24 protein-coding genes are annotated in these 25,981 nt (G+C 72.4%); 12 read left to right on the top strand and 12 right to left on the bottom strand.

All coding sequences use genetic code 11. The annotated features are described in order from the left end of the window. Positions 1-96: 96 nt before the first annotated feature. The 3 genes from mctP to M1O15_RS08110 form a co-directional block, all read right to left on the bottom strand. The gene (mctP, locus tag M1O15_RS08100; protein ID WP_248632587.1) at positions 97-1,761 is read right to left on the bottom strand and encodes a monocarboxylate uptake permease MctP; all 1,665 of its coding nucleotides are present in this window, start codon (positions 1,759-1,761) and stop codon (positions 97-99) included. Next, positions 1,758-2,102 carry a DUF3311 domain-containing protein gene (locus M1O15_RS31335; protein WP_282576454.1) on the bottom strand — a complete coding sequence of 115 codons (345 nt, stop codon included), beginning with the start codon at positions 2,100-2,102 and terminating at the stop codon, positions 1,758-1,760. Before M1O15_RS31335 ends, mctP begins: the two co-directional genes overlap by 4 nt. A gap of 269 nt (positions 2,103-2,371) precedes the next feature. Beyond that, a complete protein-coding gene (locus M1O15_RS08110) occupies positions 2,372-3,136 on the bottom strand; it encodes a GntR family transcriptional regulator (RefSeq protein ID WP_248632588.1) in 765 nt (254 codons plus the stop codon). Between the two features lie 304 nt (positions 3,137-3,440). On the opposite strand from M1O15_RS08110, the gene M1O15_RS08115 reads away from it, so the two are divergent. The 4 genes from M1O15_RS08115 to M1O15_RS08130 all read left to right on the top strand — a co-directional run bounded on the left by M1O15_RS08115 (position 3,441) and on the right by M1O15_RS08130 (position 8,701). Further along, the gene (locus M1O15_RS08115; RefSeq protein ID WP_248632589.1) at positions 3,441-4,742 is read left to right on the top strand and encodes a sugar ABC transporter substrate-binding protein; all 1,302 of its coding nucleotides are present in this window, start codon (positions 3,441-3,443) and stop codon (positions 4,740-4,742) included. 497 nt (positions 4,743-5,239) lie between these two features. Then, positions 5,240-6,247 (top strand): carbohydrate ABC transporter permease, encoded by a 1,008-nt coding sequence (locus M1O15_RS08120; protein ID WP_248632590.1) that lies wholly within the window; start codon positions 5,240-5,242, stop codon positions 6,245-6,247. Continuing rightward, positions 6,244-7,125, top strand: coding sequence for a carbohydrate ABC transporter permease (locus tag M1O15_RS08125; protein WP_248632591.1), 882 nt, complete (start codon positions 6,244-6,246; stop codon positions 7,123-7,125). Before M1O15_RS08120 ends, M1O15_RS08125 begins: the two co-directional genes overlap by 4 nt. Before the next feature lie 7 nt (positions 7,126-7,132). After that, a complete protein-coding gene (locus M1O15_RS08130) occupies positions 7,133-8,701 on the top strand; it encodes a glycoside hydrolase family 3 protein (RefSeq protein ID WP_248632592.1) in 1,569 nt (522 codons plus the stop codon). Between the two features lie 99 nt (positions 8,702-8,800). Here the strand turns inward: M1O15_RS08130 and nagB are convergent, their stop codons facing one another. Continuing rightward, entirely contained in the window at positions 8,801-9,586 is a 786-nt protein-coding gene (gene nagB, locus M1O15_RS08135) for a glucosamine-6-phosphate deaminase (protein WP_248632593.1), read from the bottom strand. Positions 9,587-10,312: 726 nt separating this feature from the next. On the opposite strand from nagB, the gene M1O15_RS08140 reads away from it, so the two are divergent. Further along, positions 10,313-11,782 carry a PAS domain-containing sensor histidine kinase gene (locus tag M1O15_RS08140; protein ID WP_248632773.1) on the top strand — a complete coding sequence of 490 codons (1,470 nt, stop codon included), beginning with the start codon at positions 10,313-10,315 and terminating at the stop codon, positions 11,780-11,782. 170 nt (positions 11,783-11,952) lie between these two features. Here M1O15_RS08140 and M1O15_RS08145 read toward each other — a convergent pair whose 3' ends face one another. Further along, positions 11,953-12,210 carry a WhiB family transcriptional regulator gene (locus M1O15_RS08145; RefSeq protein ID WP_003953983.1) on the bottom strand — a complete coding sequence of 86 codons (258 nt, stop codon included), beginning with the start codon at positions 12,208-12,210 and terminating at the stop codon, positions 11,953-11,955. 318 nt (positions 12,211-12,528) lie between these two features. Further along, positions 12,529-13,497, bottom strand: a complete 969-nt coding sequence (locus M1O15_RS08150; protein WP_248632594.1) for a diacylglycerol/lipid kinase family protein — start codon at positions 13,495-13,497, stop codon at positions 12,529-12,531. A gap of 90 nt (positions 13,498-13,587) precedes the next feature. On the opposite strand from M1O15_RS08150, the gene M1O15_RS08155 reads away from it, so the two are divergent. After that, positions 13,588-14,055, top strand: coding sequence for a hypothetical protein (locus tag M1O15_RS08155; protein WP_248632595.1), 468 nt, complete (start codon positions 13,588-13,590; stop codon positions 14,053-14,055). A 21-nt stretch (positions 14,056-14,076) separates the two neighbouring features. On the opposite strand, the gene M1O15_RS08160 is transcribed toward M1O15_RS08155, so the two are convergent. The 3 genes from M1O15_RS08160 to M1O15_RS08170 all read right to left on the bottom strand — a co-directional run bounded on the left by M1O15_RS08160 (position 14,077) and on the right by M1O15_RS08170 (position 16,091). Beyond that, positions 14,077-15,087: an RNA polymerase sigma factor SigF gene (locus M1O15_RS08160; protein WP_372499397.1), complete on the bottom strand. Its 1,011-nt coding sequence runs from the start codon at positions 15,085-15,087 to the stop codon at positions 14,077-14,079. Further along, positions 15,084-15,497: an ATP-binding protein gene (locus tag M1O15_RS08165; protein WP_105868145.1), complete on the bottom strand. Its 414-nt coding sequence runs from the start codon at positions 15,495-15,497 to the stop codon at positions 15,084-15,086. The genes M1O15_RS08160 and M1O15_RS08165 overlap by 4 nt, the downstream gene beginning before the upstream one ends. 333 nt (positions 15,498-15,830) lie before the next feature. Beyond that, positions 15,831-16,091 carry a UBP-type zinc finger domain-containing protein gene (locus M1O15_RS08170; protein ID WP_248632597.1) on the bottom strand — a complete coding sequence of 87 codons (261 nt, stop codon included), beginning with the start codon at positions 16,089-16,091 and terminating at the stop codon, positions 15,831-15,833. A 97-nt stretch (positions 16,092-16,188) separates the two neighbouring features. Here M1O15_RS08170 and M1O15_RS08175 point away from each other — a divergent pair, with 97 nt between their 5' ends. Continuing rightward, entirely contained in the window at positions 16,189-17,790 is a 1,602-nt protein-coding gene (locus M1O15_RS08175; protein ID WP_248632598.1) for a Na+/H+ antiporter, read from the top strand. Positions 17,791-17,859: 69 nt separating this feature from the next. On the opposite strand, the gene M1O15_RS08185 is transcribed toward M1O15_RS08175, so the two are convergent. Then, on the bottom strand, positions 17,860-18,816 hold the full coding sequence (locus tag M1O15_RS08185) for a 1-aminocyclopropane-1-carboxylate deaminase/D-cysteine desulfhydrase (RefSeq protein WP_248632599.1): 957 nt from the start codon (positions 18,814-18,816) through the stop codon (positions 17,860-17,862). A 187-nt stretch (positions 18,817-19,003) separates the two neighbouring features. After that, entirely contained in the window at positions 19,004-19,594 is a 591-nt protein-coding gene (locus M1O15_RS08190; protein ID WP_248632600.1) for an N-acetylmuramoyl-L-alanine amidase, read from the bottom strand. A gap of 523 nt (positions 19,595-20,117) precedes the next feature. Between M1O15_RS08190 and M1O15_RS08195 the strand changes: the two genes are divergently transcribed. The 4 genes from M1O15_RS08195 (at position 20,118) to M1O15_RS08210 (ending at position 24,020) form a co-directional block, all read left to right on the top strand. Then, positions 20,118-21,560, top strand: a complete 1,443-nt coding sequence (locus M1O15_RS08195) for a family 2B encapsulin nanocompartment shell protein (RefSeq protein WP_248632601.1) — start codon at positions 20,118-20,120, stop codon at positions 21,558-21,560. Positions 21,561-21,675: 115 nt separating this feature from the next. After that, positions 21,676-22,734, top strand: a complete 1,059-nt coding sequence (locus M1O15_RS08200; RefSeq protein WP_248632602.1) for a family 2 encapsulin nanocompartment cargo protein polyprenyl transferase — start codon at positions 21,676-21,678, stop codon at positions 22,732-22,734. Positions 22,735-22,843: 109 nt separating this feature from the next. Continuing rightward, positions 22,844-23,428, top strand: a complete 585-nt coding sequence (locus M1O15_RS08205; RefSeq protein ID WP_248632603.1) for a dihydrofolate reductase family protein — start codon at positions 22,844-22,846, stop codon at positions 23,426-23,428. A gap of 130 nt (positions 23,429-23,558) precedes the next feature. After that, positions 23,559-24,020 carry a DUF6304 family protein gene (locus M1O15_RS08210; RefSeq protein ID WP_248632604.1) on the top strand — a complete coding sequence of 154 codons (462 nt, stop codon included), beginning with the start codon at positions 23,559-23,561 and terminating at the stop codon, positions 24,018-24,020. 143 nt (positions 24,021-24,163) lie between these two features. Here the strand turns inward: M1O15_RS08210 and snpA are convergent, their stop codons facing one another. Continuing rightward, positions 24,164-24,808: a snapalysin gene (gene snpA, locus M1O15_RS08215; RefSeq protein ID WP_248632605.1), complete on the bottom strand. Its 645-nt coding sequence runs from the start codon at positions 24,806-24,808 to the stop codon at positions 24,164-24,166. Positions 24,809-24,988: 180 nt separating this feature from the next. Here snpA and M1O15_RS08220 point away from each other — a divergent pair, with 180 nt between their 5' ends. After that, positions 24,989-25,939 carry a LysR family transcriptional regulator gene (locus M1O15_RS08220; protein WP_248632606.1) on the top strand — a complete coding sequence of 317 codons (951 nt, stop codon included), beginning with the start codon at positions 24,989-24,991 and terminating at the stop codon, positions 25,937-25,939. Positions 25,940-25,981 lie beyond the last annotated feature (42 nt).

A 25,981-nucleotide genomic window follows, 5' to 3' on the forward strand; every position in this document is an offset into this window, starting at 1 on the left:
CCGCAAGCGTGCAGCGCGGCGGGCCGCCACGCCTCCCCGGAGGGAGGTGCGACGGCCCGCGGTAGGCGAAACGGGTGGCCCCTGTGGCCATCGGCCCTATGCCGGGGCCTTGCTCGGTCCCCTCTGCCCGTTCTCGGCCTCGGGGCCCTCGACCAGCTCCGGCAGCTCGGTGGCGACGCCCGGGTCCCCGGCGTCCGCCGTGTAGTCGGAGGGCTGGGTCTCGTCCACCCCGTCCGGCGCCTTGACCGCCCGCAGCACGAAGGTGAGCACCACGGTGACCAGGGCGTTGAGCACGAAGGCGGTGAGGCCGATGTAGCCGATCTCGCCGATGCCGGGGATCTCCGCCGAGGAGCCGCCGAAGTGCTTCTGGGTCGGCGAGGCCACCCCGTACGCGGCGGCCGTGCCGTACACCATGCCGACGGCCCAGCCGCCGAGCAGCGCCCAGCGGTGGAACCAGCGGGTGAACAGCCCGCCGACCAGGGCCGGGAAGGTCTGCAGGATCCAGATGCCGCCCAGCAGCTGGAAGTTGATGGCGACCGTCTTGTCCATGGTGAGCACGAAGACCAGCGCGCCCACCTTGACCAGCAGCGACACCAGCTTGGACACCTTGGTCTCCTGGGCCGGGGTGGCGTCCGGCTTGATGAAGTCCTTGTAGATGTTGCGGGTGAAGAGGTTGGCCGCGGCGATCGACATGATGGCCGCCGGGACCAGCGCGCCGATGCCGATGGCGGCGAAGGCGATGCCCGCGAACCAGTCCGGGAACATGTCCTCGAACAGCTGCGGGATGGCCAGCTGCCCGTTGGTCACCTTCACCCCGGCCGCGATCGCCATGAAGCCCAGCAGCGCCAGCAGGCCCAGCATCAGCGAGTACAGCGGCAGGATGGTGGTGTTGCGGCGGATCACGTCCCGGCTGCGCGAGGAGAGCGTCGCGGTGATCGAGTGCGGGTACATGAACAGCGCCAGCGCCGAGCCCAGTGCCAGCGTGGCGTACCCCCACTGGCCCATCTCCCCGGGCACCAGCGCGCCGCGCGGCTGGCCGGTCGCCGGGTTCTTCTGGGCGAAGGCGTCCCCGGCCGCGTCGAAGATCGCCCCGAAGCCGCCGAGCTTGATCGGGATGTAGATGATCGCCACCGCGATGACGAGGTAGATCAGGGTGTCCTTGACGAAGGCGATCAGCGCCGGGGCGCGCAGCCCGGAGGAGTAGGTGTACGCGGCGAGTACACCGAAGGCGATGAGCAGCGGCAGGTCCTTGACGAACCAGTGCGTGGACTCGCCGCCGCCGATGCCCATCACGTCCAGCACGGCCTGGATGCCGACCAGTTGCAGCGCGATGTACGGCATGGTGGCCAGCAGGCCGGTGACGGCCACCGCCAGCGACAGTCCCTTGGAGCCGAACCGGCCGCGGACGAAGTCCGAGGTGGTCACATAGCCGTGCTTGTGCGAGACCGACCAGAGCCGGGGCAGGAAGGTGAAGATCAGCGGGTAGACCAGGATGGTGTACGGCACGGCGAAGAAGCCGGCCGCGCCCGCCGCGTAGACGGCCGCCGGGACGGCGACGAAGGTGTACGCGGTGTAGAGGTCGCCGCCCAGCAGGAACCAGGTGATCCAGGTGCCGAACGAGCGGCCGCCCAGGCCCCATTCGTCCAGGCTGTGCTCGTTCTCCGCCCTGCGCCAGCGGGCCGCCAGGAAGCCCATGACGGTGACGGCCAGGAAGAAGAAGAGGAAGACGGCGAGTGCCACGCCGTTCACGCCGTCCTTCACTTCGCCGCACCCCCCTTCGCGGACCGCTCGGACTGTGCGGACCGCTCGGGCCGCGCGGCCTTGCGGGCGCGCTGCTCACGGTGCCACAGCTGGTACGCCGCCATGGTCAGGATCGTGGAGAGCACGACCCAGGCCATCTGGTACCAGTAGAAGAACGGGATCCCGATGAGACGGGGTTCGACCCGCGCGTACGAGCTCACCCAGAGCATGGCGGCGAACGGCGCGGCGAGGCAGAGGGCGACCACCACCCGGACCGGGGTGACCACGGGCAGCGCGCCGGTGTCCCCCGGGGGTCTGGGCCCCTGTTCCTCCGGCTTCCGCTCCTCCGGCTCCTGTGCCATGACGGCACCTCCGTCCCCTCGCTGAGCTGCCGCTGTGCGGCCCGTCACAGGCTGGTAATGGGTCGGCAATCTAGGCGACCGGTCCCGCCCGGCGTAACCCCCGTCCGTATAACGGACGCATCTCGCCGGGCACGCGCAGGGGCCTCGACCGGTCCCCTGACGCGAGTCGGCGGGGTGCGGACGGTGTCGTTCCGTTTCACTCGGGAGCGGGTACGCCGAAAGGGGCCGCCCCCGTTCGTCCGGGTGCGGCCCCTTTCGTCTTCGTACCGTCAGCCGTTGGGCCGCTGGAGCCGGGCGACGAACTTGTAGCGGTCGCCCCGGTAGACCGAGCGGACCCACTCCACCGGCTCCCCGTTCTCGTCGCGGGAGTGGCGGGAGAGCATCAGCATCGGCAGCCCGGTGTCGGTGCCGAGCAGCCCGGCCTCCCGGGGGGAGGCGAGCGAGGTCTCGATGGTCTCCTCGGCCTCGGCGAGGCGCACGTCGTACACCTCGGCCAGCGCGGTGTAGAGGGAGGTGTACTTCACCAGCGAGCGGCGCAGCGCGGGGAAGCGCTTGGCGGAGAGATGGGTGGTCTCGATCGCCATCGGCTCACCACTGGCCAGCCGCAGCCGCTCGATGCGCAGCACCCGCCCGCCGGCGGAGATGTCCAGCAGCCCGGCGAGGGTGTCATCGGCCGTCACATAGCCGATGTCCAGCAGCTGGCTGGTGGGCTCCAGGCCCTGGGCGCGCATGTCCTCGGTGTACGAGGTGAGTTGCAGCGCCTGGGAGACCTTCGGCTTGGCGACGAAGGTGCCCTTGCCCTGGATGCGCTCCAGCCGGCCCTCGACCACCAGCTCCTGGAGGGCCTGGCGCACGGTGGTGCGGGAGGTGTCGAACTCGGCGGCCAGGGTGCGCTCCGGCGGCACCGGGGTGCCGGGCGGCATGGTCTGCGTCATGTCCAGCAGATGCCGCTTCAGCCGGTAGTACTTGGGCACGCGCGCGGTGCGGGTCGCCGTCCCGCTCTCGGCTTCGGTGCCGCCCCCGTCCGTGGTCATGACCCGCCTTCCCGACTCCTGCGCTGTTGCCGTCACCGGCTCCTCCGTCACTTGGCTCACATGGTGGCACGGACCGGTCACGGCTGGTCGGGCCCCGCCTCAGGTGTCGGTCTCGTAACGGACCCGACTGCCCTTCTTATACACCCTTGACACCCCTAAAGGTCTAGGCCAAGCTCCCGGTTACTGGTCTAAACCACTAAAGGCCAGGTCCCAGGCCCACGCAGGATCTTGCACGCGTCCGTCTCATGCCGCGCGTATCCCGGGGGGTGGGGGTGGAACTCTGCATCCCTTTGAGGAGGGTGGCGTGAAGCGCAAGCTCGCAGCGGCGATCGGTGTCGCGGCCATGATGGCGTCGGTGGCGGCCTGTGGTTCGGACGGCGGCAGCGATGCGGCCAAGGACCCGAAGGACCGCAAGGGCGACCTGACGGTCTGGCTGATGGTCGACGCCCAGTCCACCTGGCCGGAGCTCGTCAAGGACGTCAACGCCCAGTTCAACAAGAAGTACCCGGGCGTGAAGGTCGACGTCCAGTACCAGCAGTGGGCGGACAAGACCAAGAAGCTCGACACCGCGCTCGGCGGTGACAAGTTCCCGGACGTCGTGGAGCTCGGCAACACCGAGACCATGACGTACATCCTGAACGGCGCCCTCGCCGAGATCGACCCCAAGAAGTACGACAACTCCGACACCTGGATCCAGGGTCTGAAGGACACCTGCGCCTACGAGGGCAAGCAGTTCTGCGTGCCCTACTACGCCGGTGCCCGGGTCGCCATCTACAACACCGAGATGCTGAAGAAGGGCGGCGCGAAGACCCTGCCCACCACCGAGGACGAGTTCCTCAAGGTGATGGACAAGGTGTCCGCCGAGTACGGCAAGAAGGACAAGCGCTTCTCCTCGCTCTACCTGCCGGGCCGCTACTGGTACGCCGCGATGTCCTACGTGGCCGCGTACGGCGGCAAGATCGCCGAGTACGACGAGGGCGCCAAGGAGTGGAAGTCCTCGCTCTCCAGCCCCGAGGCGCAGAAGGGCATCCAGCACTTCATCGACCTGGTCAAGAAGTACAACAAGGCCGACCAGACCAAGGACGAGCAGGACCACGCCAACGTCATGGCGAACGAGAAGGCCGCCGTGCTCTACGGCAACGGCTGGGAGGCCGGCTCGGTCATCGACGGCAAGAACAACGGCAACCCCAAGCTGGAGGGCAAGATCCTCACGGCCGGTATGCCCGGCCCGAACGGCAAGGCGCTGCCCTCCTTCATCGGCGGCTCGGACCTCGGTGTGATCAGCAAGTCGAAGTCCGCCGACCTCGCCGAGGAGTGGATCGCGATGTACACCAGCGAGAAGTCGCAGGAGGTGCTCGCGGGCAAGAACATCCTGCCCAACAACACCAAGCAGCTGGAGCCGCTGAAGGCCAAGCCGGAGACCGCGCCGATCGCCAACGCGGTGCCGGACGCCTGGTTCACCCCGATCGCCCCGGGCTGGACCTCCATCGAGAAGGAGGAGGTCCTGGAGAACATGCTCCTCGACATCCTCAAGGGCACCTCGGTGGCCGACGCGACCAAGAAGGCCGACGAGAAGGTCAACGCGCTGATCAACAAGGAGTCCTGAGCCCGCGGGCCGGCCGGGGCGGGCCCGTCCCCCGCCTCCGGCCGGCCCGCGGCGGCCGGCCTCCCGGGACCCCCGTCCCGGGGCCGGCCCAGGATCCACCGGCGCCGGCGGGGCGACCCGCCCCCGGGACCGAGGCTCCGACTCAGGGGCGCCAGGCCCCGGTTCGGAGCCCACGGCCCCACCGGGCTCCCGGCCCACGGGCTCCCGGCCTCGGGTTCCCGTCCGCGGCCCGCCCGGCTCCCGGCCCACAGGGCCGTGCCCCGGGGCCCCGGCCCCGCCGGCCGCTGTCCTCGCGGGCGCCGTCCACACGGGCCACGGGCCGAAGGACCCCCGGGCCCACAGGCCTCGGGCCGCAGCCCACGGGTCTCGGGCCGCAGCCCACGGGCTCCCGGCCCCGGGTCCCCGTCCACGGCCCCGCCGGGCTCCCGGCCCACAGGGGCCCGGCCCCCCGCCGGCCGCCGCTTTTCGGTCGCACGAACACACGGAAGGTCAGCCAGGTGACTGTCGCCGAGAAAAAGGCCGCCGGTCCTCCGGTACCGGTACCGCGCTCCCCCGAAGCGGCCTCGCCGCCGCTGGGAGCGGCCCCGGGCAAGTCCCGCCCCCGTCCACCGCGGCGGAAGGGCGCGCTCCTTCCGTATCTGCTCGTCGGCCCGGCCATCCTCGCCGTCGCCGCGGTCTACGCCTTCCCGCTGGTCAAGACCGTCATCATGTCCTTCCAGGACCTGGGGCGCCGGGAGCTGTGGACCGGCGAGGCACCGCCCTGGGTGGGCTTCGAGCAGTTCACCAACATCCTCGGCGACGGCGAGTTCTGGTCGGTCACCGGCCGCACGGTCGTCTTCATGGCCGTCTGCGTGGCCGCCACCATGGCGATCGGGCTGCTGCTCGCCCTGCTGATGGCCCGGCTGACCACCTGGGTGCGGCTGGTGCTCACCTTCGCCCTGGTCGCCGCCTGGTCGATGCCGCTGATGGTCGCCGCCTCCATCTTCCGCTGGCTGGCCGACTCCGACTACGGCCTGATCAACACCCTGATCGCCAAGGTGGCGGGCGAGGACTTCCTCGGCCACAACTGGTTCCTCGACCCCAGGCAGGGCTTCGCCATCATCGCCCTGCTGGTCATCTGGGGCGCCATCCCCTTCGTGGTGATCACCCTCTACGCGGCCCTCACCCAGGTGCCCAGGGAGCTGGAGGAGGCCGCCGCCCTGGACGGCGCCGGCGCCGCCAAGGTCTTCCGCTTCGTCACCTGGCCGGTGATCCGGCCCGTCTTCACCATGGTCGCCACCCTCTCGGTGATCTGGGACTTCAACGTCTTCGGCCAGATCTGGCTGCTGCGCGGCAACAAGCCGGAGCCCGACTACGAGACGCTCGGCCTCTACTCCTTCTCCAAGGCCTTCGAGTCCACCTCGTTCAGCCAGGGCAGCGCCATCGCCCTGATCACCGTCGTGCTGCTGTCCGGGGTGGCCGTGTACTACCTGCGTCAGCTGATGAAGACAGGAGAGGTCGAATGAGCACCTCCACCGCACCCTCCTCCACCTCCGAGGACCGCCCCCGGCTGCGTCCGGACCGCCGCAAGTCCCGCTGGCACTACGACGTGATCGGCCTGGTCACCGCCGTGGTGATGGCCTTCCCGGTCTACTGGCTGATCATCAGCGCCCTCCGCCCCAACCAGGAGATCCGCTCCTACGACCAGACCCTCTGGCCGTCCTCGATCACCTTCGACAACTTCACCCGTGCCGTGAAGCAGCCGAACTTCGAGACCGCGATCCAGTCCAGCCTGATCGTCTCGGTCACCGCCGTGGTCGGCGGCATGATCATCGCCACCCTGGCCGCGCTCGCCATCGGACGGTTCCGCTTCTACGGGCGCAAGGCCCTGCTGATGGTCCTCATCCTGGTCCAGATGCTGCCGCCCACCGCGATGCTCATCCCCATCTACGCCCAGCTCAACGCCATGGGCGGACTGGACGAGTACTGGGGCCTGATCGTGGTCTACCTGGTCTCCACCCTGCCGTTCGCGGTGGTGATGATCCGCGGCTTCGTGGTCAACATCCCGGTGGAGCTGGAGGAGTCGGCGATGGTCGACGGCTGTACGCGGATGGGCGCCTTCGTCCGCGTGGTCTTCCCGCTGCTCGCCCCCGGGCTCGCGGCCGCCTCGATCTTCGCCCTGGTCAACGCCTGGAACGAGTACCTGTTCGCCTACATCCTGATCAACGACGACTCCAAGTACACGCTCAACGTGTGGCTGATGACCTTCACCACCGAGCGCGGTACCGACTACGGGGCCCTGATGGCCGCCTCCACCATGATCGCGCTGCCCGTGGTCGTGTTCTTCATGATCATCCAGAAGAAGATGGCCGCCGGTCTCACCTCCGGCGCCGTGAAGGGATGACGCCCCAGTGACCACCCTCGTTCAGGGCACCACCACCGACGACACCCTCACCCGGGATGCCCTCACCGTCCTCCAGCCCGGCTTCGACGGCACCGACGCGCCGCCCGACTGGGTGCTGCGCCGGATCGGCGAGGGCCTGGCCGCCGTGGCCCTGTTCGGCCGCAACATCGCCTCCGCCGAGCAGGTGACCGCCCTCACCTCCCGGCTGCGCGCCGAGAACCCGGACATCCTGGTCGCCATCGACGAGGAGGGCGGCGACGTCACCCGGCTGGAGGTCCGCACCGGCTCCTCCTTCCCCGGCAACCTCGCCCTCGGCGCCGTGGACGACACCGCGCTGACCCGCGAGGTGGCGTACGCGCTGGGCGGCCGGCTCGCCGCCTGCGGCGTGGACTTCAACTGGGCGCCCTCCGCCGACGTCAACTCCGACCCGGACAACCCGGTGATCGGCGTCCGCTCCTTCGGCGCCGACCCCGCGCTGGTGGCCCGGCACACCGTCGCGTACGTCGAGGGCATGCAGGCCGCCGGGGTGGCCACCTGCACCAAGCACTTCCCCGGCCACGGCGACACCAACGTGGACAGCCACCACGCCATGCCCCGGATCGACGCCGACCTGGCCACCCTGCGCTCCCGCGAACTCACCCCGTTCAAGGCGGCCATCGCGGCCGGTTCCAAGGCGGTGATGAGCGCCCATATCGTGCTCCCCGCCCTGGACCCGGAGCGCCCGGCCACCCTCAGCCCCCGCATCCTCACCGGACTGCTCCGCGAGGAACTGGGCTACGACGGTCTGATCGTCACCGACGGCATGGATATGCAGGCCATCTCCGCCGTCTACGGAATGGAGCGCGGCGCCGTCCTCGCGCTGGCAGCCGGCGCCGACGCCCTGTGCGTCGGCGGCGGACCCTCCGACGAGGGCACCGTGCTGCGACTGCGCGACGCCCTGGTCGCCGCGGTACGCGCCGGAGAGCTGCCCGAGCAGCGGCTCGCCGACGCGGCGGCGCGGGTCCGCGCACTCGCCTCCTGGACCCGGTCGCACCGGGCCGCCGGAGGCGCCTCCACGGAGTCGGGCGCGGCTTCCGTGCCGGGGACCGCCCCGGCGCGGACCGCAGGAGGGGTCGCGCCCGACTCGACCACCACCCCGGGAATCGGTCTGGTCGCGGCCCGCCGCGCCCTCGCCGTCACCGGCGCCGCGCCCGCGCCCACCGGCCCGGTCCATGTCGCCGCCTTCACCCCGGAGGCGAACATCGCGGTCGGCGACGAGACCCCCTGGGGCCTCGGCCCGGAGCTGGCCCGGCTGGTGCCCGGCACCTCCACCGCCGCGTACGGGCCGGACACGGCGGCCGGGCAGGTGCTCGCCGACGCGGGGGAGCGGCCGATCGTCGCCGTGCTCCGCGACGCCCACCGCCACCGCTGGATGACCACGGCCCTGGACACCCTGCTGGCCGCCCGCCCGGACACGGTGGTGGTCGAGATGGGCCTCAACCAGGCCCCGCCGCGCGGTGCGCTGCACATCGCCACCTACGGCGCCGCCCGGGTCTGCGGGCTGGCCGCCGCGGAGGTGGTCGCCCGAGGCGTCTGACGCCTCCGGGTCGCGCCGCCGAGGCGCCGCACAGCCGAGAGGGCCGGGATCCCGTGGGGGGAGCCCGGCCCTCTCTCGTACCCGCGTAAGCGTCAGACCTCAGATCCCCTGCCACGCGGGCTTGTCGGCATACGTGTGCCGGAAGTACCCGGCCAGCTTCAGCCGGGAGGCGGCGGCCTCGTCGACCACCACGGTGGCGTGCGGGTGCAGCTGGAGCGCGGAGGCCGGTACGACGGCGGCGACCGGGCCCTCCACGGTCTGCGCCACCGCCTCCGCCTTGCCCTCGCCGGTGGCCAGCAGCACCAGGTGGCGGGCCTCCAGGATGGTGCCGATGCCCTGGGTGATCACATGGTGCGGCACCTGCTCGATGTCGCCGTCGAAGAAGCGGGCGTTGTCCACCCGGGTCTGCTCGGTCAGCGTCTTGATCCGGGTCCGCGAGGCCAGCGAGGAGCAGGGCTCGTTGAAGCCGATGTGCCCGTCGGTCCCGATGCCGAGTATCTGGAGGTCCACTCCGCCCGCCTCGGCCAGCGCCCGGTCGTACGCCTCACAGGCGGCCTGCACGTCCTCGGCCGACCCGTCCGGCCCCATGAAGGCGTCCTCGCCGAGCCCCAGCGGCTCCACCACCTGGCGCAGCACGGTGGAGCGGTAGGACTCCGGGTGCCCGGCGGGCAGCCCCACGTACTCGTCGAGCTGGGCGATCCTGGCCCGCGAGGCGTCCACCGCGCCGGTCCGCACCTTCGCGGTCAGCGCGTCGTAGACGGGCAGCGGGGTGGAGCCGGTGGCCACGCCGAGCAGCGCGTCGGGCTTGCGGCGCAGCAGGGCGGCGATGCCCTCGGCGATGATCTCGCCGCCTGCCGGGGCGTCGGGGACGATGACAACTTCCACGGTGGGCCTGCCGATCAGCTGGATGACATGTGGTATAGACCAATCTAGCAGAGGCGCTTCCGTGTATGGGGCCCCTTGGCGCCCCCGATGAGCGGGGCGCCCGCGCCCCCTCTCTGGCGGGGTACCAGCCCCCTGCCCGACTAATCCCCATGGTCCCCACCGCTCCCGTCAGAGCCCTGGCGAAGGTCGCGGAGACGAGGCAGGGGGCGCGGTGCGCTGACATGCACGGCAGCCGGGGCTGCTTCAGGCCGGGCCCCGCCGCGGGGGCGCCCCAGGCGCCGGTGGGTCACTTCGGCGGGGCACCCCCGAGGCCCCCGGCCCGGGCTGCCCGCGAAGGGCGCCTCCGGGGCTCCGGCCCGAGCCACTTCAAAAACAGCGGGCCGCGGCGCCGTCGGCGGGACCCTCAGCCCGCCGGGGCACCGCAGCCCGGAGTTCCCGGCCCGGCGGGGTGTGCGGTCCCACGGGCCTGGAGAGGTCTCGGCGCAGTCAGGGCAGAGAGCGCCGGGACCCCGTCCACCCTCCTGTGCGGGGAGGGTGGAAGTCGGTTGTACCGCCATTGTGGACTAGACCATTCGGGCTGTCCATCCTGCGGGCGGCAGCCTCCATCCTCCACCACGGCCCGGGTAAACACCAGGTTCACGAACGACCCCGGATCGGGGAACCCGCCGGGTCCGCCAGGGTGGGGCGCGGTTCACCCGCACGGGTACGCTCGCTCCCGTGCCCTCCATGAACGACCTCGTCCGCCAGCACACCGCTCTCAACGACTCCGACCTGGAGTGGCTGCATCTGCTGGTGTCGGAGTGGCAGCTGCTCTCCGACCTCTCCTTCGCCGATCTGGTGCTCTGGGTGCCCACCCGCGACGGCACCCGGTATGTCTCGGTCGCCCAGATGCGGCCGAACACCGGGCCGACCTCCTACCAGGACGACATGGTCGGCCATCTGGTGCCGCGCGGCCGGCGGCCGCTGCTGGACGCGGCGCTGGACGAGGGGCGGATCGTGCGCGAGGGCGATCCGGAGTGGCGGGAGGAGGTCCCGGTCCGAGTGGAGTCCATCCCCGTGCGCCGGGAAGGCCGGGTGCTCGGGGTGATCGCCCGGAACACCAACCTGCTCACCGTGCGTACGCCCAGCCGGCTGGAGCTCACGTACCTCCAGTCGGCCTCCGACCTGGCGCAGATGATCGCCGCCGGGACCTTCCCGTTCCCCGGGCAGCAGGTGGACATGGACGCCTCCCCGCGCGCCGGGGACGGCTTGCTGCGGCTGGACGCGGACGGGGTGGTCCAGTACGCCTCGCCCAACGCCCTCTCCGCGTACCACCGCCTCGGTCTCGCCGCCGATCTGGTCGGCCAGCACCTGGGGCAGATCACCGCCGAGCTGGCGCCCTCCCGGGGTCCGGTGGACGAGGCGCTGGTCAAGCTGGCCAGCGGTTACGCGCCCCGGGAGACCGAGGTGGAGGGCAACGGCGGGGTGATCCAGCTGCGGGCCATCCCCCTCAAGCCCAAGGGCAACCGCATCGGCTCGCTGGTGCTGCTGCGCGATGTGACGGAACTGCGTCGGCGTGAACGCGAGTTGATCACCAAGGACGCCACCATCCGGGAGATCCACCACCGGGTGAAGAACAACCTCCAGACGGTGGCGGCGCTGCTGCGGCTCCAGTCCCGGCGGATGGACTCCGACCAGGGCCGGGAGGCGCTGGACGAGGCGGTGCGGCGGGTCGGTTCGATCGCCATCGTGCACGAGACGCTGTCGCAGAACCTCGACGAGCGGGTGGAGTTCGACGAGATCGCGGACCGGGTGATCGCGATGGTCGCCGAGATCTCCCCCGGAAAGGTCGGCTGCCGGCGCACCGGCCGGTTCGGCATCCTGGAGGCGGAGGTCGCCACCCCGCTGTCGATGGTGCTCACCGAGGTGCTGCAGAACGCCCTGGAGCACGCGTTCGCCCCGGGGGAGCAGGGCACCGTGGAGGTCTCGGCGGTACGCGGTGACGCCCGCGCGGCCGACGCGCGGCTGCTGATCACCGTCCAGGACGACGGCCGGGGACTGCCCGAGGGCTTCGACGCCCAGCGCGCCGGGAACCTGGGCCTCCAGATCGTCCGCACCCTGGTGGAGGGGGAGTTGGGCGGCACCTTCGATATGCGCCCGGCCCCGGAGCGCGGCACCCGGGTCGTCCTCGACGTCCCCGTCCGCCCCCAGAAGTAGCCCCCGGGCGCCCGGACGGGCACAGCAGCGAGCCCCGGCCGTCTCAGGCGGCCGGGGCTCGAATGCTGTTGGGGTACTGCGGTGTTACTGCTGCGCGCTGCGGCTCGAAGGGGGCGGGTGTTGCCTACGCGCTGTAGGCGCCGCCCGGAGGCCGGGAGCGGTGGCGTCGGTCAGGCGCTGGCGTTGCGCGCCCGGTTGCGGGCGGCGCGGCGCTTCATGGCGCGTCGCTCGTCCTCGCTGAGGCCACCCCAGACGCCGGAGTCCTGGCCGGACTCAAGCGCCCACTGCAGGCACTGCTCCATGACGGGGCAACGCCGGCAGACAGCCTTGGCTTCCTCGATCTGCAGCAGCGCGGGACCGGTGTTGCCGATGGGGAAGAACAGCTCGGGGTCTTCCTCACGACACACGGCGTTGTGACGCCAGTCCATGGCTGCTACCTCTCCTTGGTGTTACTCAGGGTTTGCTTGTGAATGTGAACGCTTTCACGAATCCCCCGACAACGGAAGGGCCGACGGTTGAAGGAACCGTGGAGGTCCTGAGTTCGAGGAGGGATTCTGGCTCTCAGCGGAGGCCGGTCCTGCGGGCCGTCCCGAGCGCCACGTAGAGATTCCCAAACCTCAGAGGCGGATACAACCCCCTCCGAAAGATTTTTTTTGATTCCTCGGTGTCGGGTGGGTCACAGACGTACTTCTATGGGGTGGATCCTGGTCCGTACGTTCGAGATAAAGGGCCAAGGGCCCTTCCACTCACACAATCACACGCAGTGCACGGCGAACGCCTGTGAACGTCACGCTGGTACGCACGCCGAGGTGGTCTCCGTCCATCTGGAAGGGGATCGGGACCTTGGAATGCAAGGTGAAGTCGGTCAGGTCGGGAAAGGCCAGGGCGTGCCTTCCCTGCGGCCCGCGCTCGGGGGTGGAGGTGAGCAACTGGGTCGCGTAACGGGCGACCGCAGGGGTGGAGAGCCGGTCCAGTCCGAGCACGTCGAGCGCGGTGTCGAAGGACGCGGTGGGGGACGCGTACACCGGGCGGTTGCCCAGATAGGTCCAGGGGGAGGTGTTGCAGACTATCGACAGCGCCAGGCCCTCGACCGGCTCGTGCCCGGGGCGCTCCAGCGAGATGGTGCCGTGCCGGCGGCGCGGTTCGCCGAGGAACTGGCGTACGGCCTGGCGGATGTAGAGGGAGTGGGTGGAGCGCCGGCCGCGTTCGCGCTGCTGCTCGACCCGGCCGATCACCCCGGCGTCGAAGCCGAGGCCGGCGCAGAAGGTGAACCAGCGCGCGGGCACCGACTCGTCCTCGGTGTCCGGCGTCCCCGAGGCCAGTCCCAGCCCGACCGTGCGGTCCCGCCGCTCGTTCAGCGCGTCCAGGATGGCGCCGGTCGCCTCCACCGGATCGTTGGGCAGGCCCAGGGCGCGCGCGAAGACATTGGTGGAGCCGCCGGGCACCACCGCGAGATGGGGGAGCCGGTCCGGGTCGGGGCCGTGGTGCAGCAGCCCGTTGGCCACCTCGTTGACGGTGCCGTCGCCGCCGAGCGCCACGACCAGGTCGACGTCCCCGGACTCGGCGGCCCGCCGGGCCAGGTCGCGGGCGTGCCCCCGGTGCTCGGTGGACACCGCCTCCAGCTTCATCTCGCTGGCCAGCGCGTGGATCAGTACGTCACGGGTGCGGGCACTGGTGGTGGTGGCTGCCGGGTTGACCACGAGAAGTGCGCGCATGCCCGCCAGGTTACCTACCGTGCGGTACCGAAACCCAAGCCCGCCCGGCCGGGCCCCCGCCCGGCTACCCCCTGCCGATACGCTCTGGGGGTGAGCAGTGCCAAGCAGACCCCCGACCGCACCCCTGCCGACGCGGACCCCCTGGCCGACCCGGCCGACGACTCCGCACCCGGGCGCACCGCCCGGGTGACCGGTGCCGCGGCCATCGCCGCCGCCGAGGCGCTGGCCCTCTTCGCCGGCGGGGTGTACGTCCTGGTGGGCAGCGTGACCGGGCACCCCGACAAGATGACGCAGGCGGTGACCGGCGGCGTCACCCTGATCGTCCTCGGGCTCATCCCGCTGATCGCCGCGCGCGGGCTGCTGCGCCGCCGCAGCTGGAGCCGGGGCCCGGCGGTGATCACCCAGCTGATGGCGCTGCCGGTGGCCTGGACGCTGCTCCAGGAGGACAGCGCCGCCATCCCGGCCGGGATCCTGCTGGGGGCCCTCGCGATCACCGGGCTGGTGCTGCTCTTCCACCCCACGACCACCCGGGCCCTGAACATCCGCCCCCGCGCCTGACCCCGTACCCGAAGGGCCGGATCACTCCTCGACCAGCAGCCGTTCCCGGAGCTGGGCCAGGGTGCGGGCGAGCAGCCGGGAGACGTGCATCTGCGAGATGCCGACCTCCTGCGCGATCTGCGACTGGGTCATGTTCCCGAAGAACCGCAGCAGCAGGATCCGCTTCTCACGCGGCGGCAGACCCTCCAGCAGCGGCTTGAGCGACTCGCGGTACTCGACGCCCTCCAGCGCCTCGTCCTCCGCGCCCAGGGTGTCCGCCACCGCCGGCGACTCGTCGTCGGTGTCCGGGACGTCCAGCGAGAGCGTCGAGTACGCGTTGGCGGACTCCAGCCCCTCCAGGACCTCCTCCTCCGAGATGCCGAGCCGCTCGGCCAGCTCGTGCACGGTGGGGGAGCGGCCGTGCAGCTGGGACAGCTCGGCGGTGGCCGTGGTCAGCGACAGCCGCAGCTCCTGGAGCCGGCGCGGCACCCGCACCGCCCAGCCCTTGTCCCGGAAGTGCCGCTTGATCTCGCCGACCACGGTCGGGGTGGCGTAGGTGGAGAACTCCACGCCCCGGTCCGGGTCGAACCGGTCGACCGACTTGATCAGCCCGATGGTGGCGACCTGGGTCAGGTCGTCCAGCGGCTCCCCGCGGTTGCGGAAGCGCCGGGCCAGGTGCTCCACCAGCGGCAGGTGCATCCGCACCAGCTGGTTGCGCAGCTCGGCCCGGGCCGGGGAGCCGTCCGGCAGCTCCCGCAGCCGCAGGAACAGGTCCCGCGCCCCGCCGCGGTCCGCGGCCTGGCGGTCCTGCCCCTCGGCCCGGCCGCGACGCTGCTGCTGCCGCTCGTCCGCCTGCTCGCTCATCGGCTCCGCCCTCCCCCGCCGGCCCGTCCGGGAGGCGCCCCCCGGACGCGCCGGCACGGGCGCGTCGTCGAGGCCGTCCACCGGGTGCGGCCGTGCCTGCTGTTCCGGGATGCCCTCCGGCGAGCTCAGCGCCCGGGGGCCGCGCTCCTCGCGCTCCTCGTCTCGCACCGGACCGTCCCCGTTCCTCACGCCGGCCCGGGACCCGCGCCGCGCTGTTTGTACAGGCTGATGGAGACCGTCCGGTCGTCGGCGACGGACGAGTCGACCTTGCCGGCCAGCGCGGAGAGCACCGTCCAGGCGAAGGTGTCGCGCTCCGGTGCCCGGCCGTCGGTCGTCGGCGCCGAGACGGTCACGTCGAGCGCGTCGTCGACGAGACGGAAGACGCAGCTGAGGACCGAGCCGGGCACGGCCTGCTGGAGCAGGATCGCGCACGCCTCGTCCACCGCGATGCGCAGGTCCTCGATCTCGTCGAGAGTGAAGTCCAACCGGGCCGCCAGTCCGGCCGTGGCCGTACGCAGCACGGACAGGTAGGCACCCGCAGCGGGCAGCCGGACTTCCACGAAGTCCTGGGTCCCGGGCTCGCCTGCGATCTGGGACACCCTCACCTCCAAGGTGGCACAAGCTCTCTCAAGGCCCCGGGGGAAGGCAACCCGCCGGGAACCGGTGCGGTAACGCGGACACAGCGGATGCGTATGACCCACTGACCCGCGTGACGCTATCGCGATCCATGGTGCCGTGTCGCCAGAGCCCCCATCCTGGCCCTTGTCACTCATGGTAAGCACATGAGTACGCTCTGTGGCTAGGGGTCCGGGGGCACCAATCGCGAGAATCCGGCGGAGGGTTGACGTACCCAGGCGCCGTGCCCTCGAACCGCGGCGGTGCCGAACCGTGACGCCCCGCGCACCGCCCGTACCACCGGACCCGGATCCGGATCAGACCAGGGAACCGTCCTCGAAACACCAGCGCCAGTCCTCGCCCGGCTCGAAGGTGCGCATCACCGGATGGCCGGTCTGCTCGAAGTGGCCCGTGGCGTGCCGGCCGGCCGAGGTGTCGCAGCAGCCGACGTGCCCGCAGACCAGGCACTTGCGCAGCTGCACCGGATGCGTCCCGGCCGCCAGGCACTCGGGGCAGGTGTCGGTCAGCGGCGCCGGCTCGGGGCGCGGCAGTTCCGTCACATGCGGACACTCGATCATGATGGCCAGGTTACGACGGTCGCGGCCGTGAGGCCACGGCGGCGGCCGGGCGAGGCCGCGGGGCCGGGGCGCCGGCCGGGAGAGCGGGGAGGAACCCATGGACGTACTGCCCCTCGTGGCGCTGATCGCGGTCAGCGCCGCCATCGCCGGGGCGGCCCGCCGCACGCCCGTCCCGGCACCGCTGCTGCTGGTCGCGGTCGGACTCGGCGTCTCCTACCTGCCCGGGGTGCCGGACTACACCCTGGACCCGCACATCGTGCTGCCCCTGCTGCTCCCGCCGCTGCTGCACACCGCCGCGCTGGACTCCTCGTACCTGGACCTGCGGGCCAACATCCGGCCGGTCGCGCTGCTGTCGGTCGGCTACGTCCTGTTCGCCACCGTCGCCGTCGGCTACCTGGCCTACCTGGTGGTGCCCGACCTGCCGCTGACCGCCGCGCTGGTGCTGGGCGCGGTGGTGGCCCCGCCGGACGCGGTCGCGGCCACCGCGATCGCCCGGCGGCTGGGACTGCCCGGCCGGATCACCACCATCCTCCAGGGCGAGTCCCTGGTGAACGACGCCACCGCGATCACCGCGTACAAGGTGGCGCTGGCCGCGGCGGTGGGGGAAGGGGTCAGCTGGGCGGGCGGGATCGCCGAGTTCGCCGTGGCCGCGCTGGGCGGGGTGGTGGTGGGCCTGGTGCTGATGGTGCCGATCCACTGGCTGCGCCGGCGGCTGCGCGACCCGCTGCTGAAGAACACCGTCTCGCTGCTCATCCCGTTCGTCGCCTACGCGGTCGCCGAGCGGGTGCACGCCTCCGGGGTGCTCGCCGTGGTGGTGGTCGCCCTCTACCTGGGCCACCGCTCCTGGCAGGTGGACTTCGCCACCCGGCTCCAGGAGGACGCGGTGTGGAAGGTGGTCGCCTTCGTGCTGGAGTCCTCCGTCTTCGCGCTGATCGGCCTCCAGCTCGCCTATGTGGTGCGGGGGCTGGGGGAGTACGGGATCGGGGAGGCCGCCTGGTACGCGGCGGCCGTCTTCCTGGCGGTGGTGGTGGCCCGGTTCGTCTGGGTCTTCCCCGTCACGTACCTCATCCGGCTGGTGTCCCCCACCCTCCGCGGCCGCCGCTCGCAGCTGCCCTGGACCTCGCCGATCGTGATCGGCTGGGCCGGGATGCGGGGCGTGGTGTCGCTGGCCATCGCCTTCTCCATCCCGGTCGCCACCGACGGGGAGCCGTTCCCGGCCCGCAACCTGGTGCTCTTCCTGACCTTCACCACGGTCATCGGGACCCTGGTGGTGCAGGGGCTCACCCTGCCGCCGCTGATCCGGGTCCTGAAGCTGCCCGGTCGGGACGCGCAGGCCGAGACCCTCGCCGAGGCGCAGGCCCAGAGCGAGGCCTCCACCGCCTCCCGGCAGCGGCTGGACGAGCTCCTGGCCGACGAGCGCAACACCCTGCCCGAGCCGCTCGCCCAGCGGCTGCGTGCGGTCCTGGAGCGCCGCCGCAACGCGGTCTGGGAACGGCTCGGCGCGGTCAACGAGATCACCGGGGAGTCCGCGGACGACACCTACCGCCGGCTGGCCCGCGAGGTGATCGACGCCGAGCGCGAGGTCTTCGTCCGGCTGCGCGACGAGCGCCGCATCGACGACGAGATGATGCGCACCCTGCTCCGCCGCCTGGACCTGGAGGAAGCCGCGGCCTACCGGGAGGCGGGCACCGAGACCTGAGCCGCGGGCCTTGCCGGCCGGGTCACCCGGAGCCGCGGGCCCGCCGGGCGGCCCCGGGGTCGGCCGGGGCTACCCGGCCACTGCGGGGCCGCCCGGGTTCCCGCCGTCGCCCGGGCCTCCGTCGCCGCCCGGGTCGCCCGGCCCGGGGGTGCCGGTGATGACGGCGGCGAGGGTGGTTCCGGGTGGGAAGGCGCCCTCCTCGGTGAGGGTGGTGAGCCCGTGCAGCATTTTGGCCACATACAGCCGTTCCACCGCGAGCCCGTGGCGGGCGCCGAAGTCCTCGGCGAAGGCGTGCAGGGCAGGGGAGGTACGGGCGTAGCCGCCGCCGTGGAAGCGCTCGTCCAGGCTCCAGTCGCCCACCGGGCCGCCGTACGCGGAGGTCTGGAGCGCGCGTATCCCACCGCCCAGGAAGCCGCCGCGCAGCACCGGTATGCCGAGGGCCCGCTGCCCCGGGCCCAGGCCGGCGGCCAGTCCGGCGAGGGTGCCGCCGGTGCCGCAGGCCACCGCCACCACGTCGGCCCGGCCGCGCAGCTCCCGGCCCAGCTCGGCGCAGCCGCGTACGGCCAGGGCGTTGCTGCCGCCCTCGGGCACCACGGTGCTGCCCTCGGGCGCCCGGTCCAGCAGCGACGCCAGCACCTCCGGGTCGTCCTTGGCCCGGTAGGTGGCGCGGTCCACGAAGAGCAGCCGCATCCCGTCGGCGGCGCACCGGGCCAGCGACGGGTTGAGCGGCCGGCCGGCGAGCTCGTCGCCGCGCACCACCCCGGTGGTGGGGAAGCCGAACAGCCGGCCGGCCGCCGCCACCGCCCGCAGGTGGTTGGAGTAGGCGCCGCCGAAGGTGAGCACCGGCCGCCCGGCCGCGGCGGCCAGATTGGGCGCCAGTTTGCGCCACTTGTTGCCGGGCAGCGCGGGATGGATCAGATCGTCCCGCTTCAGCAGCAGCCGCACCCCCCGCCGGGCGAACCGCTCGTCCGCCACCTCGTCGAGCGGCGAGGGCAGACGGGGGTCGAGGGGCGGGGGCGCGTTCACCCGGCCATTGTCCCGCGGGCCCGGCCATCGGCCCGCGGGCAGGGCCATCGCCCCGCGGGCACAGCCGGTGCCCCGCGACCACGGCCGGTGTCCGCCGGTCACGGGCATCTCCGGCGAGGACGGCCATGGCCCGCGGGCACGGGCGGTGTCCCGTGCGCGCGGGACGTGCTCGGGCGGCCCGGCCGGCTCAGCCCAGGCGGCGGCCGACGCGGGTGCGCATGGTGTTCATCGAGAAGCCGCGCGGGTCGATCTTCCCCGGCTGCCACTCCAGATGGCCGATCACCGAGCGTTCGTTCCAGCCGTGCCAGCGGCAGATCGCGGCGGACGCCTTCTCGATGGCCAGCAGCTGCGCCTCGGGCCAGGGGTCCTCGCCGTCGCCGAGGTTCTCGCACTCGAAGCCGTAGAAGTGCCGGTTCCCGTCGGTGTTGGACTCGTTGTCCGCCGGCAGGGCCGTCTCCGCGATGACGGCCCGCAGCACGTCGTCGTCGCCGAGCCCGGCGTGGTTGGCACGGCCGTAGCCGACCAGATGGACCCGGCCGTCCTTGGTGATCACCCCGTGGCAGAGCGGTCCGGGCAGGCCCGAGTAGCCGTCCCGGCAGATCCGCACGGTGGCGTCGGCTCCTCTGGTGACGGTGTGGTGGATCATCACCCCGTGCACCGGGCCCCAGGGGCCCTTGTGGTTGCGGTTGTGGGTGCGCCAGGAGCCGACCTGGACGACGGTCAGCCCCTCGTCACGCAGGATGTCGAGGAACGAACTCGCGGACATGGGTGTGGCCATGGCCGCCTCCTTACATAGGACTGTCGGCCGCCGGGGCGAGGACGCGACCGGACGCGGCGGTCCGGCGGGTGCGTGGGGGGCGCCCCGGGGAGGCCGGGGGAGCGGGTCGGAGGGTGGTACGTACGGCGGCCGGCGATGTCTCGACGGTCGGTGCCCCGCGGGGATGGCGGGGGCAACGGGACCCGGGAGCGCGGGGATTCGGCGGAACCACCGCTACCGGAATCCGGCTGGTACCGGTTCCTTACCCGCTCGGACACCCTCCGTCCCCATCCGTGCGCGCTGCGTTGACCGGACCGTACACTTTCGGCCACCGCGCCCGAGCGCGGCCGGACGGGTGGAAACGCGCGGTATTGCCCCGCCGGCTCCCGTTTCAGTCCCACTCCTTCGTGTAATGGCGCCGTCACGCGTCGCGCTGACAGGCTCGTTGCCGCAGGCCGCCCGGTGATCACCCCGGGCGGTCCGCGCTGGGCGGTGCCCAGCGAGCAGGGGTCATGTGGATCGATGTGTGCGAGGGGAACAGTCCATGACGGTTGGTTCGGTTGGTTCGGTCGACTCGGCCGGTTCGGTCGGCGGCGAGACGGACTCCGAGCGGGGAGCCGCACAGCAGAGTCTCGGTACGGCCGCGGCCAGGAACCTGGCGACCACCACCAAGTCCGTACCGCAGATGCAGGAGATCACCTCCCGCTGGCTGCTGAAGATGCTCCCCTGGGTGCAGGTGCAGGGCGGCGCGTACCGGGTGAACCGGCGGCTCACCTACGCGGTCGGCGACGGGCGGGTCACCTTCGTGCAGACCGGGGACCGGGTCGCGGTCATCCCCGCCGAGCTGCGCGAACTGCCCGCCCTGCGGGAGTACGAGGACGAGGCGGCGCTGGAGGAGCTGGCGCAGCGCTGCACCCAGCGGGAGTTCGCGCCCGGGGACGTCATCGCCGAGGAGGGCGCGGACAACGACCGGCTCTATCTGCTCGCGCACGGCAAGGTGGAGCGGATCGGCACCGGCCCGTACGGGGACGAGGCGGTGCTCGAAGTCCTGGCCGACGGGGCCTACTTCGGCGACGCCGCGCTGACCGAGGCGGACGCCGGCTGGGACGCCACCGTCCGGGCGGCCACCCGGTGCACCGTCCTCCAGCTCACCCGCGCCGACGTGCGCAACCTCGCCGACCGCGCCGAATCGCTGGCCGGCCATCTGGACCGGGTGGCGGCCCTGCCCCGGCAGCGCACCAACAAGCACGGCGAGAAGGCCATCGAGCTGTCCGCCGGACACGTCGGCGAGGCGGTCATCCCGCACACCTACGTCGACTACGAGGCCGCCCCGCGCGAGTACGAACTGAGCGTCGCGCAGACCGTGCTGAAGGTGCACAGCCGGGTCGCCGACCTCTACAACCACCCGATGAACCAGACCGAGCAGCAGTTGCGGCTCACGGTGGAGGCGCTGCGCGAGCGCCAGGAGCACGAGCTGATCAACAACCCGCGGTTCGGGCTGCTCTCCAACTGCGACTACGGGCAGCGGCTCCAGCCGCACGACGGGGCGCCGAGCCCGGACGACCTGGACGAGCTGCTCTCCCGGCGGCGCGGCAACAAGCTCTTCCTGGCCCACCCCAAGGCGATCGCCGCCTTCGGCCGCGAGTGCAACCGCCGCGGTCTGGTGCCGGAGTCGATCGACGTCGGCGGGCACCGCATCCCCACCTGGCGGGGCGTGCCGATCTTCCCCTGCAACAAGATCCCGGTCTCCGACGCCCGGACCACCTCGATCATCTGCATGCGTACCGGTGAGGACGAGCAGGGCGTGGTCGGGCTGCACCAGACCGGCATCCCGGACGAGATCGAGCCCAGCCTCTCGGTCCGCTTCATGGGCATCGACGAGCAGGCGATCATCTCCTACCTCGTCACCGCCTACTACTCCGCGGCCATCCTCGTCCCGGACGCGCTCGGCGTCCTGGAGAACGTCGAGGTCGGCCGCTGGCGGTAGCCGGCCGGCCGGGGGCGGGCGCCACCAGCCGCGGCGCCACCCCCGGCCCCGCACCGCCCCTCCAAGCCAAAGGGAGGGGCCAGGTGAACGGAGACCAGGTGTACGGAGAGAGACCATGACCATGACCACCGACCGGGACACCGCGACCGAGGGCGACCGGGGCGCCGCGGCGTTCCTCGACCGTGTCCGCGGCGCGGTGCACCCCGAACTGCGGGCCGCCGTCGAGTCGTTGCCGCCGCCGGTGCGCGGAATCGCGCTGTACCACTTCGGCTGGACCCGGCCCGACGGCAGTCCGGTGGCCGGGCCGCCGGGTGGCAAGGCCATCCGCCCGGCCCTGGTCCTCGCCGCCGCGCGGGCGCTCGGCGGGGACTCCGCCTCCGCCGTCCGGGCCGCCGCCGCGGTCGAGCTGGCGCACAACTTCACCCTGCTGCACGACGACATCGTGGACCAGGACTCCACCCGCCGCGGCCGGGCCACCGCCTGGGCCGTCTTCGGGATACCGGACGCCCTGATCGCCGGCGACGCCATGCTGGCCCTGGCGCTGCGGATGCTCGCCGAGGACCCGCACCCGGCCTCCGCCGCCGCCTCGGCCCGGCTGGCCGCCTGTGTCATCGAGCTCTGCGCGGGCCAGCAGACCGACTGCGCCTTCGAGGAGCGCGGCCCCGACGAGGTCTCGCTCGACGAGTGCCTGGCCATGGCGACCGCCAAGACCGGAGCGCTGCTGGGCTGCGCCTGCGCGCTGGGCGCCCTGTACGCGGGCGCCGGCGAGGCGGATGTGGCGGCGATGGACGCCTTCGGCCGGGAGGCCGGACTGGCCTTCCAGCTCATCGACGACCTGATCGGCATCTGGGGCGACCCGGCGCGCACCGGGAAGCCCGCCGGGGCGGACCTGGCCGCGCGCAAGAAGTCGCTGCCGGTGGTCGCCGCGCTCCGGTCGGGGACCCCCGCCGGCCGGGAGCTCGCGGAGCTGTACGCCGGTGCCCCGCTGGACGCCGCCGGGGTGCTGCGGGCCGCCGACGCGGTCGAACGGGCCGGCGGCCGGGACTGGGCGCAGGCGGAGGCGGCGGACCGGATGGCACTCGCCGTCCAGCAGCTCTCCGGGGCCGTACCGGACCTGGCCGCGGCGGGGGACCTGCTGGCGCTGGCCGAGTTCGTCACCCGGCGCTCGCGCTGAGCCCATGGGCCTCCGGTCGGTGCGGGGTCGAAAGCCCTTTCGCTATGCACTTCAGTTGAAGTAGTGTGGCCGAAGTGGTCACGGACCACCCCGACCGCCTGGAGGCCCTGTGCGCAAGCTCGTCTACCTCATCGCCTGCTCAATCGACGGTTTCATCGGGGACCCGGGCGGCGACGCCTCGTCCATGTACGGCTTCGTGGAGGGCGAGTACCAGACCTGGACGCTGGACGAGTACCCGGAGACCTTCCCGGCCCCGTACCTCGCCTCGCTGGGGAGGGCGGACGCGCCGCCCAAGCGGTTCGACACCGTCGTCATGGGCCGCGGCACCTACCAGGTCGGCCTGGACGCCGGGCTGCCCAGCACCTACGGCTCGCTCCGTGAGATCGTCGCCTCCCGCAGCCTCACCGAGTCCCCGTACCCGAACGTGGAGCTGGTCCGCGAGGACCTGCCGGCGCGGGTCCGCGAACTGAAGGCGGAGGACGGCCCGCTGGACATCTGGCTCTGCGGCGGCGCGGAGATCGCCGGTGTGCTGCGGGAGGAGATCGACGAGATCGTCATCAAGACCTACCCCCAGGTCTACGGCTCCGGGCTGCCGATGTTCGGCTCCGGCTTCGCGGTGAGCGACTTCGCCCTGGAGGAGGTCCACACCTTCCCCAACGGCGTGCTGGTGCGCCGCTACGTCCGCAAGCGGTAGCCGAGCGACTTCGGGGCCGGGGCCGCTTCCGGCCCGCCCGCCCGGACAAGAAGGGCAAGACCGGCCGAAGTCCGGCGCGATGGGCCTCCGGCCGCACGCCGGAGGCCGCCGTACCGCTACAGTCCGCGCCATGTCATCGGAGTCGACGGAAGTCTGGACCGGCTGGTACCGGGACCGCCGCGGCGCGGAAGCGATCGCGATCACGGCGGACGGCGGGCGGCGCATCGCCATCCGCGTCAGGGGCGTGGAGTACACGGGCAGCCGGCTGGAGGCGCTCACCGCGGACGAGGAGAACGGCGGACTGCCGCTGTCCGGCTGCGTGTTGGAGTGGGACCTGCCCATGCCGGTGATCCTCGCCGACGGCTCCGTCCAACCCGCCACCCTCAGCTGCCTGCTGGCCCTCGGCGAGGCCCTGTCCGACGGCTCTCCCGAGCGGGTGGACCTCCAGCTGACCCTGCACTGGGGCGGCGCCGCCTACGAGTCCGGCCTCTGGGGCGGGGACTTCGAGCAGGCCCTGGACCGGGTGCGCCGCCAACTGCCGCCCGGCACCCGCTTCGAGCGCACGGGCGCCCTGGTGGAAGCGGCCGTCTGAACCCCGTACCGGGAACACCCCGTACCGGGAACACCCCGTACCGGGAACACACTCCGTACCGGGAGCACCCCCGTACCGGAGGCACACGCACCGGAGCACCGGAGCCGTGAGGGCTCCGGTGCTCCGGTGACGAGCGGCGGGGGTCAGCCCGCCTTGGCCGCCGACGCCAGGCCGTTGGCCCACAGCTGGTTCACCCGGGCGCGCTCCCGGGAGTCCGGCACCGCGTTGGTGCAGGAGGTGCCGGGGCCGCCGCCGGACATCAGCTGGCTGCACGGACCCGAGTAGGTGTCCGGCAGGCCGAGCACATGGCCGGTCTCGTGGGCGGTGACCCGGTTGGAGTTGTACTGCTGGTTCTGCCGGTAGTCCAGGAAGATGTAACCCCGCCCGTGGCCGTCGGTCGACGCGTACGAGCCGCGCGAGTCGTTGCCCTCGTAGTAGCGGAAGTCCGGGCTGGAGCTGGTCTCCTGGAGCTGGACGTTGCTGACCGAGCTGTTCCAGATCCGGGTGGAGTTGGCTATCTGGCTGCGGAAGCTCGGGGCGCTGGCCACCGAGTAGCGGACCGTCACGGCCAGCGCGCTCGGGTTGGCCGCGCGCTTCTCGGCGACCGACTTCAGCACGGCGTCGAAGAACGCCTTGTTGGCCTTGGCCTCCTGGCTCGAACCGTTGTAGGCGGCGTACGCGGCGGGGGCGTCCACCGGCGCGGGCGCGGCGGAGGCGGTCGCCGGAACGGCGGCCAGCGCGGCGGCGAGACTCAGGGCAGCGGCCAGCCCGGTCTTGGAGAGCTTCATGGGGGGCTCCTTGTGGGGTACTGCCGGAACGGTTGGGTGGGCCGTCCGGTCTGACAGGAGTGTCGGGGAAAGCTGGCCCCGTACGGATGATGCCAACGGGTGATAACCCCGGCGTATCGCCTCCCCCAACTCCCCCTGCGTGTCTGGTGTGACGTGCGGTGCCCGTCCTAATCTGCGGATATGGAACTGGAGGTGAGACACCTGCGGGCGCTGTGCGCCATCGCCGACAGCGGCAGCCTGCACAAGGCCGCCCGCCAGCTCGGCGTCAGCCAGCCGTCCCTGACGACCCAGCTGCGCCGTATCGAGAACGCCCTCGGCGCGGAGCTGTTCACCCGGGCCCGGGGCGGCTGCCGGCCCACCCCGCTGGGGCTGACCGTGCTCAGCCGGGCCCGTCCGCTGGTGGCGCAGATGGCGGTGCTGGTCAGCGAGACCCGGGCGGCGGCGGCCTGCCCGGACGGGGCCCGGCTGCGGGTCGGCTCCACCGCCAGCCGCGCGCTGGCCGGCTGGCTGCGCCGGCTGCGGCAGCGGCTGCCCGGGACCGACATCACCCTGCACATGGACGTCTCCGCCAACGCCCTGCTGCGCGCGCTCGCCGCCGGTCAGCTCGACGTGGCCTTCGTCCACGAGGTGGAGGGCAGCCCGCTGCGGGTCCCGGAGGGCCTGGAGCGGCACGTCCTGGTGGAGCGGGAGCCGCAGTTCGTCTCGCTGGCCCTGGACCACCCGGCGGCCGGTTCCGCCGTGGTGGACCTGGCCGATCTGGCGGGCGACCGCTGGATGGTGGACCCCACCGTGGACGGCGAGTGGGACGGGCTGCGCCGGGTGCTGGACGAGGCCGGCATCGACCCGCCCATCCTGCACGCCGACTACCACACGGCCACCTCGCTGATCGTCGCCGGAGAGGCCGTGGCGCCCTGCCAGCCGACCTCGGGGCCGCGTGACGACATGGCGATACGGCCGTTACTGGGCGACCCACTGGGCGTACGGCTGCTGCTCTACAGCAGACCCGGCGCCGAGGCCGGCCCCGCGGCGTACGCCGAACTCACCGCCGCCTACCGGGACGCCGCCCTGCGCGCCCGCCCCTACCGCCAGTGGCTGATGTGCCACGGCAGCCCCCTGATCCAGGCGGCCTGACCCGCCCGCCCCCCGTCCCTTCATCCCCCCACCACTGGGAAA

It is taken from the genome of Streptomyces lichenis, assembly GCF_023218175.1.
Taxonomy (GTDB): domain Bacteria; phylum Actinomycetota; class Actinomycetes; order Streptomycetales; family Streptomycetaceae; genus Streptomyces; species Streptomyces lichenis.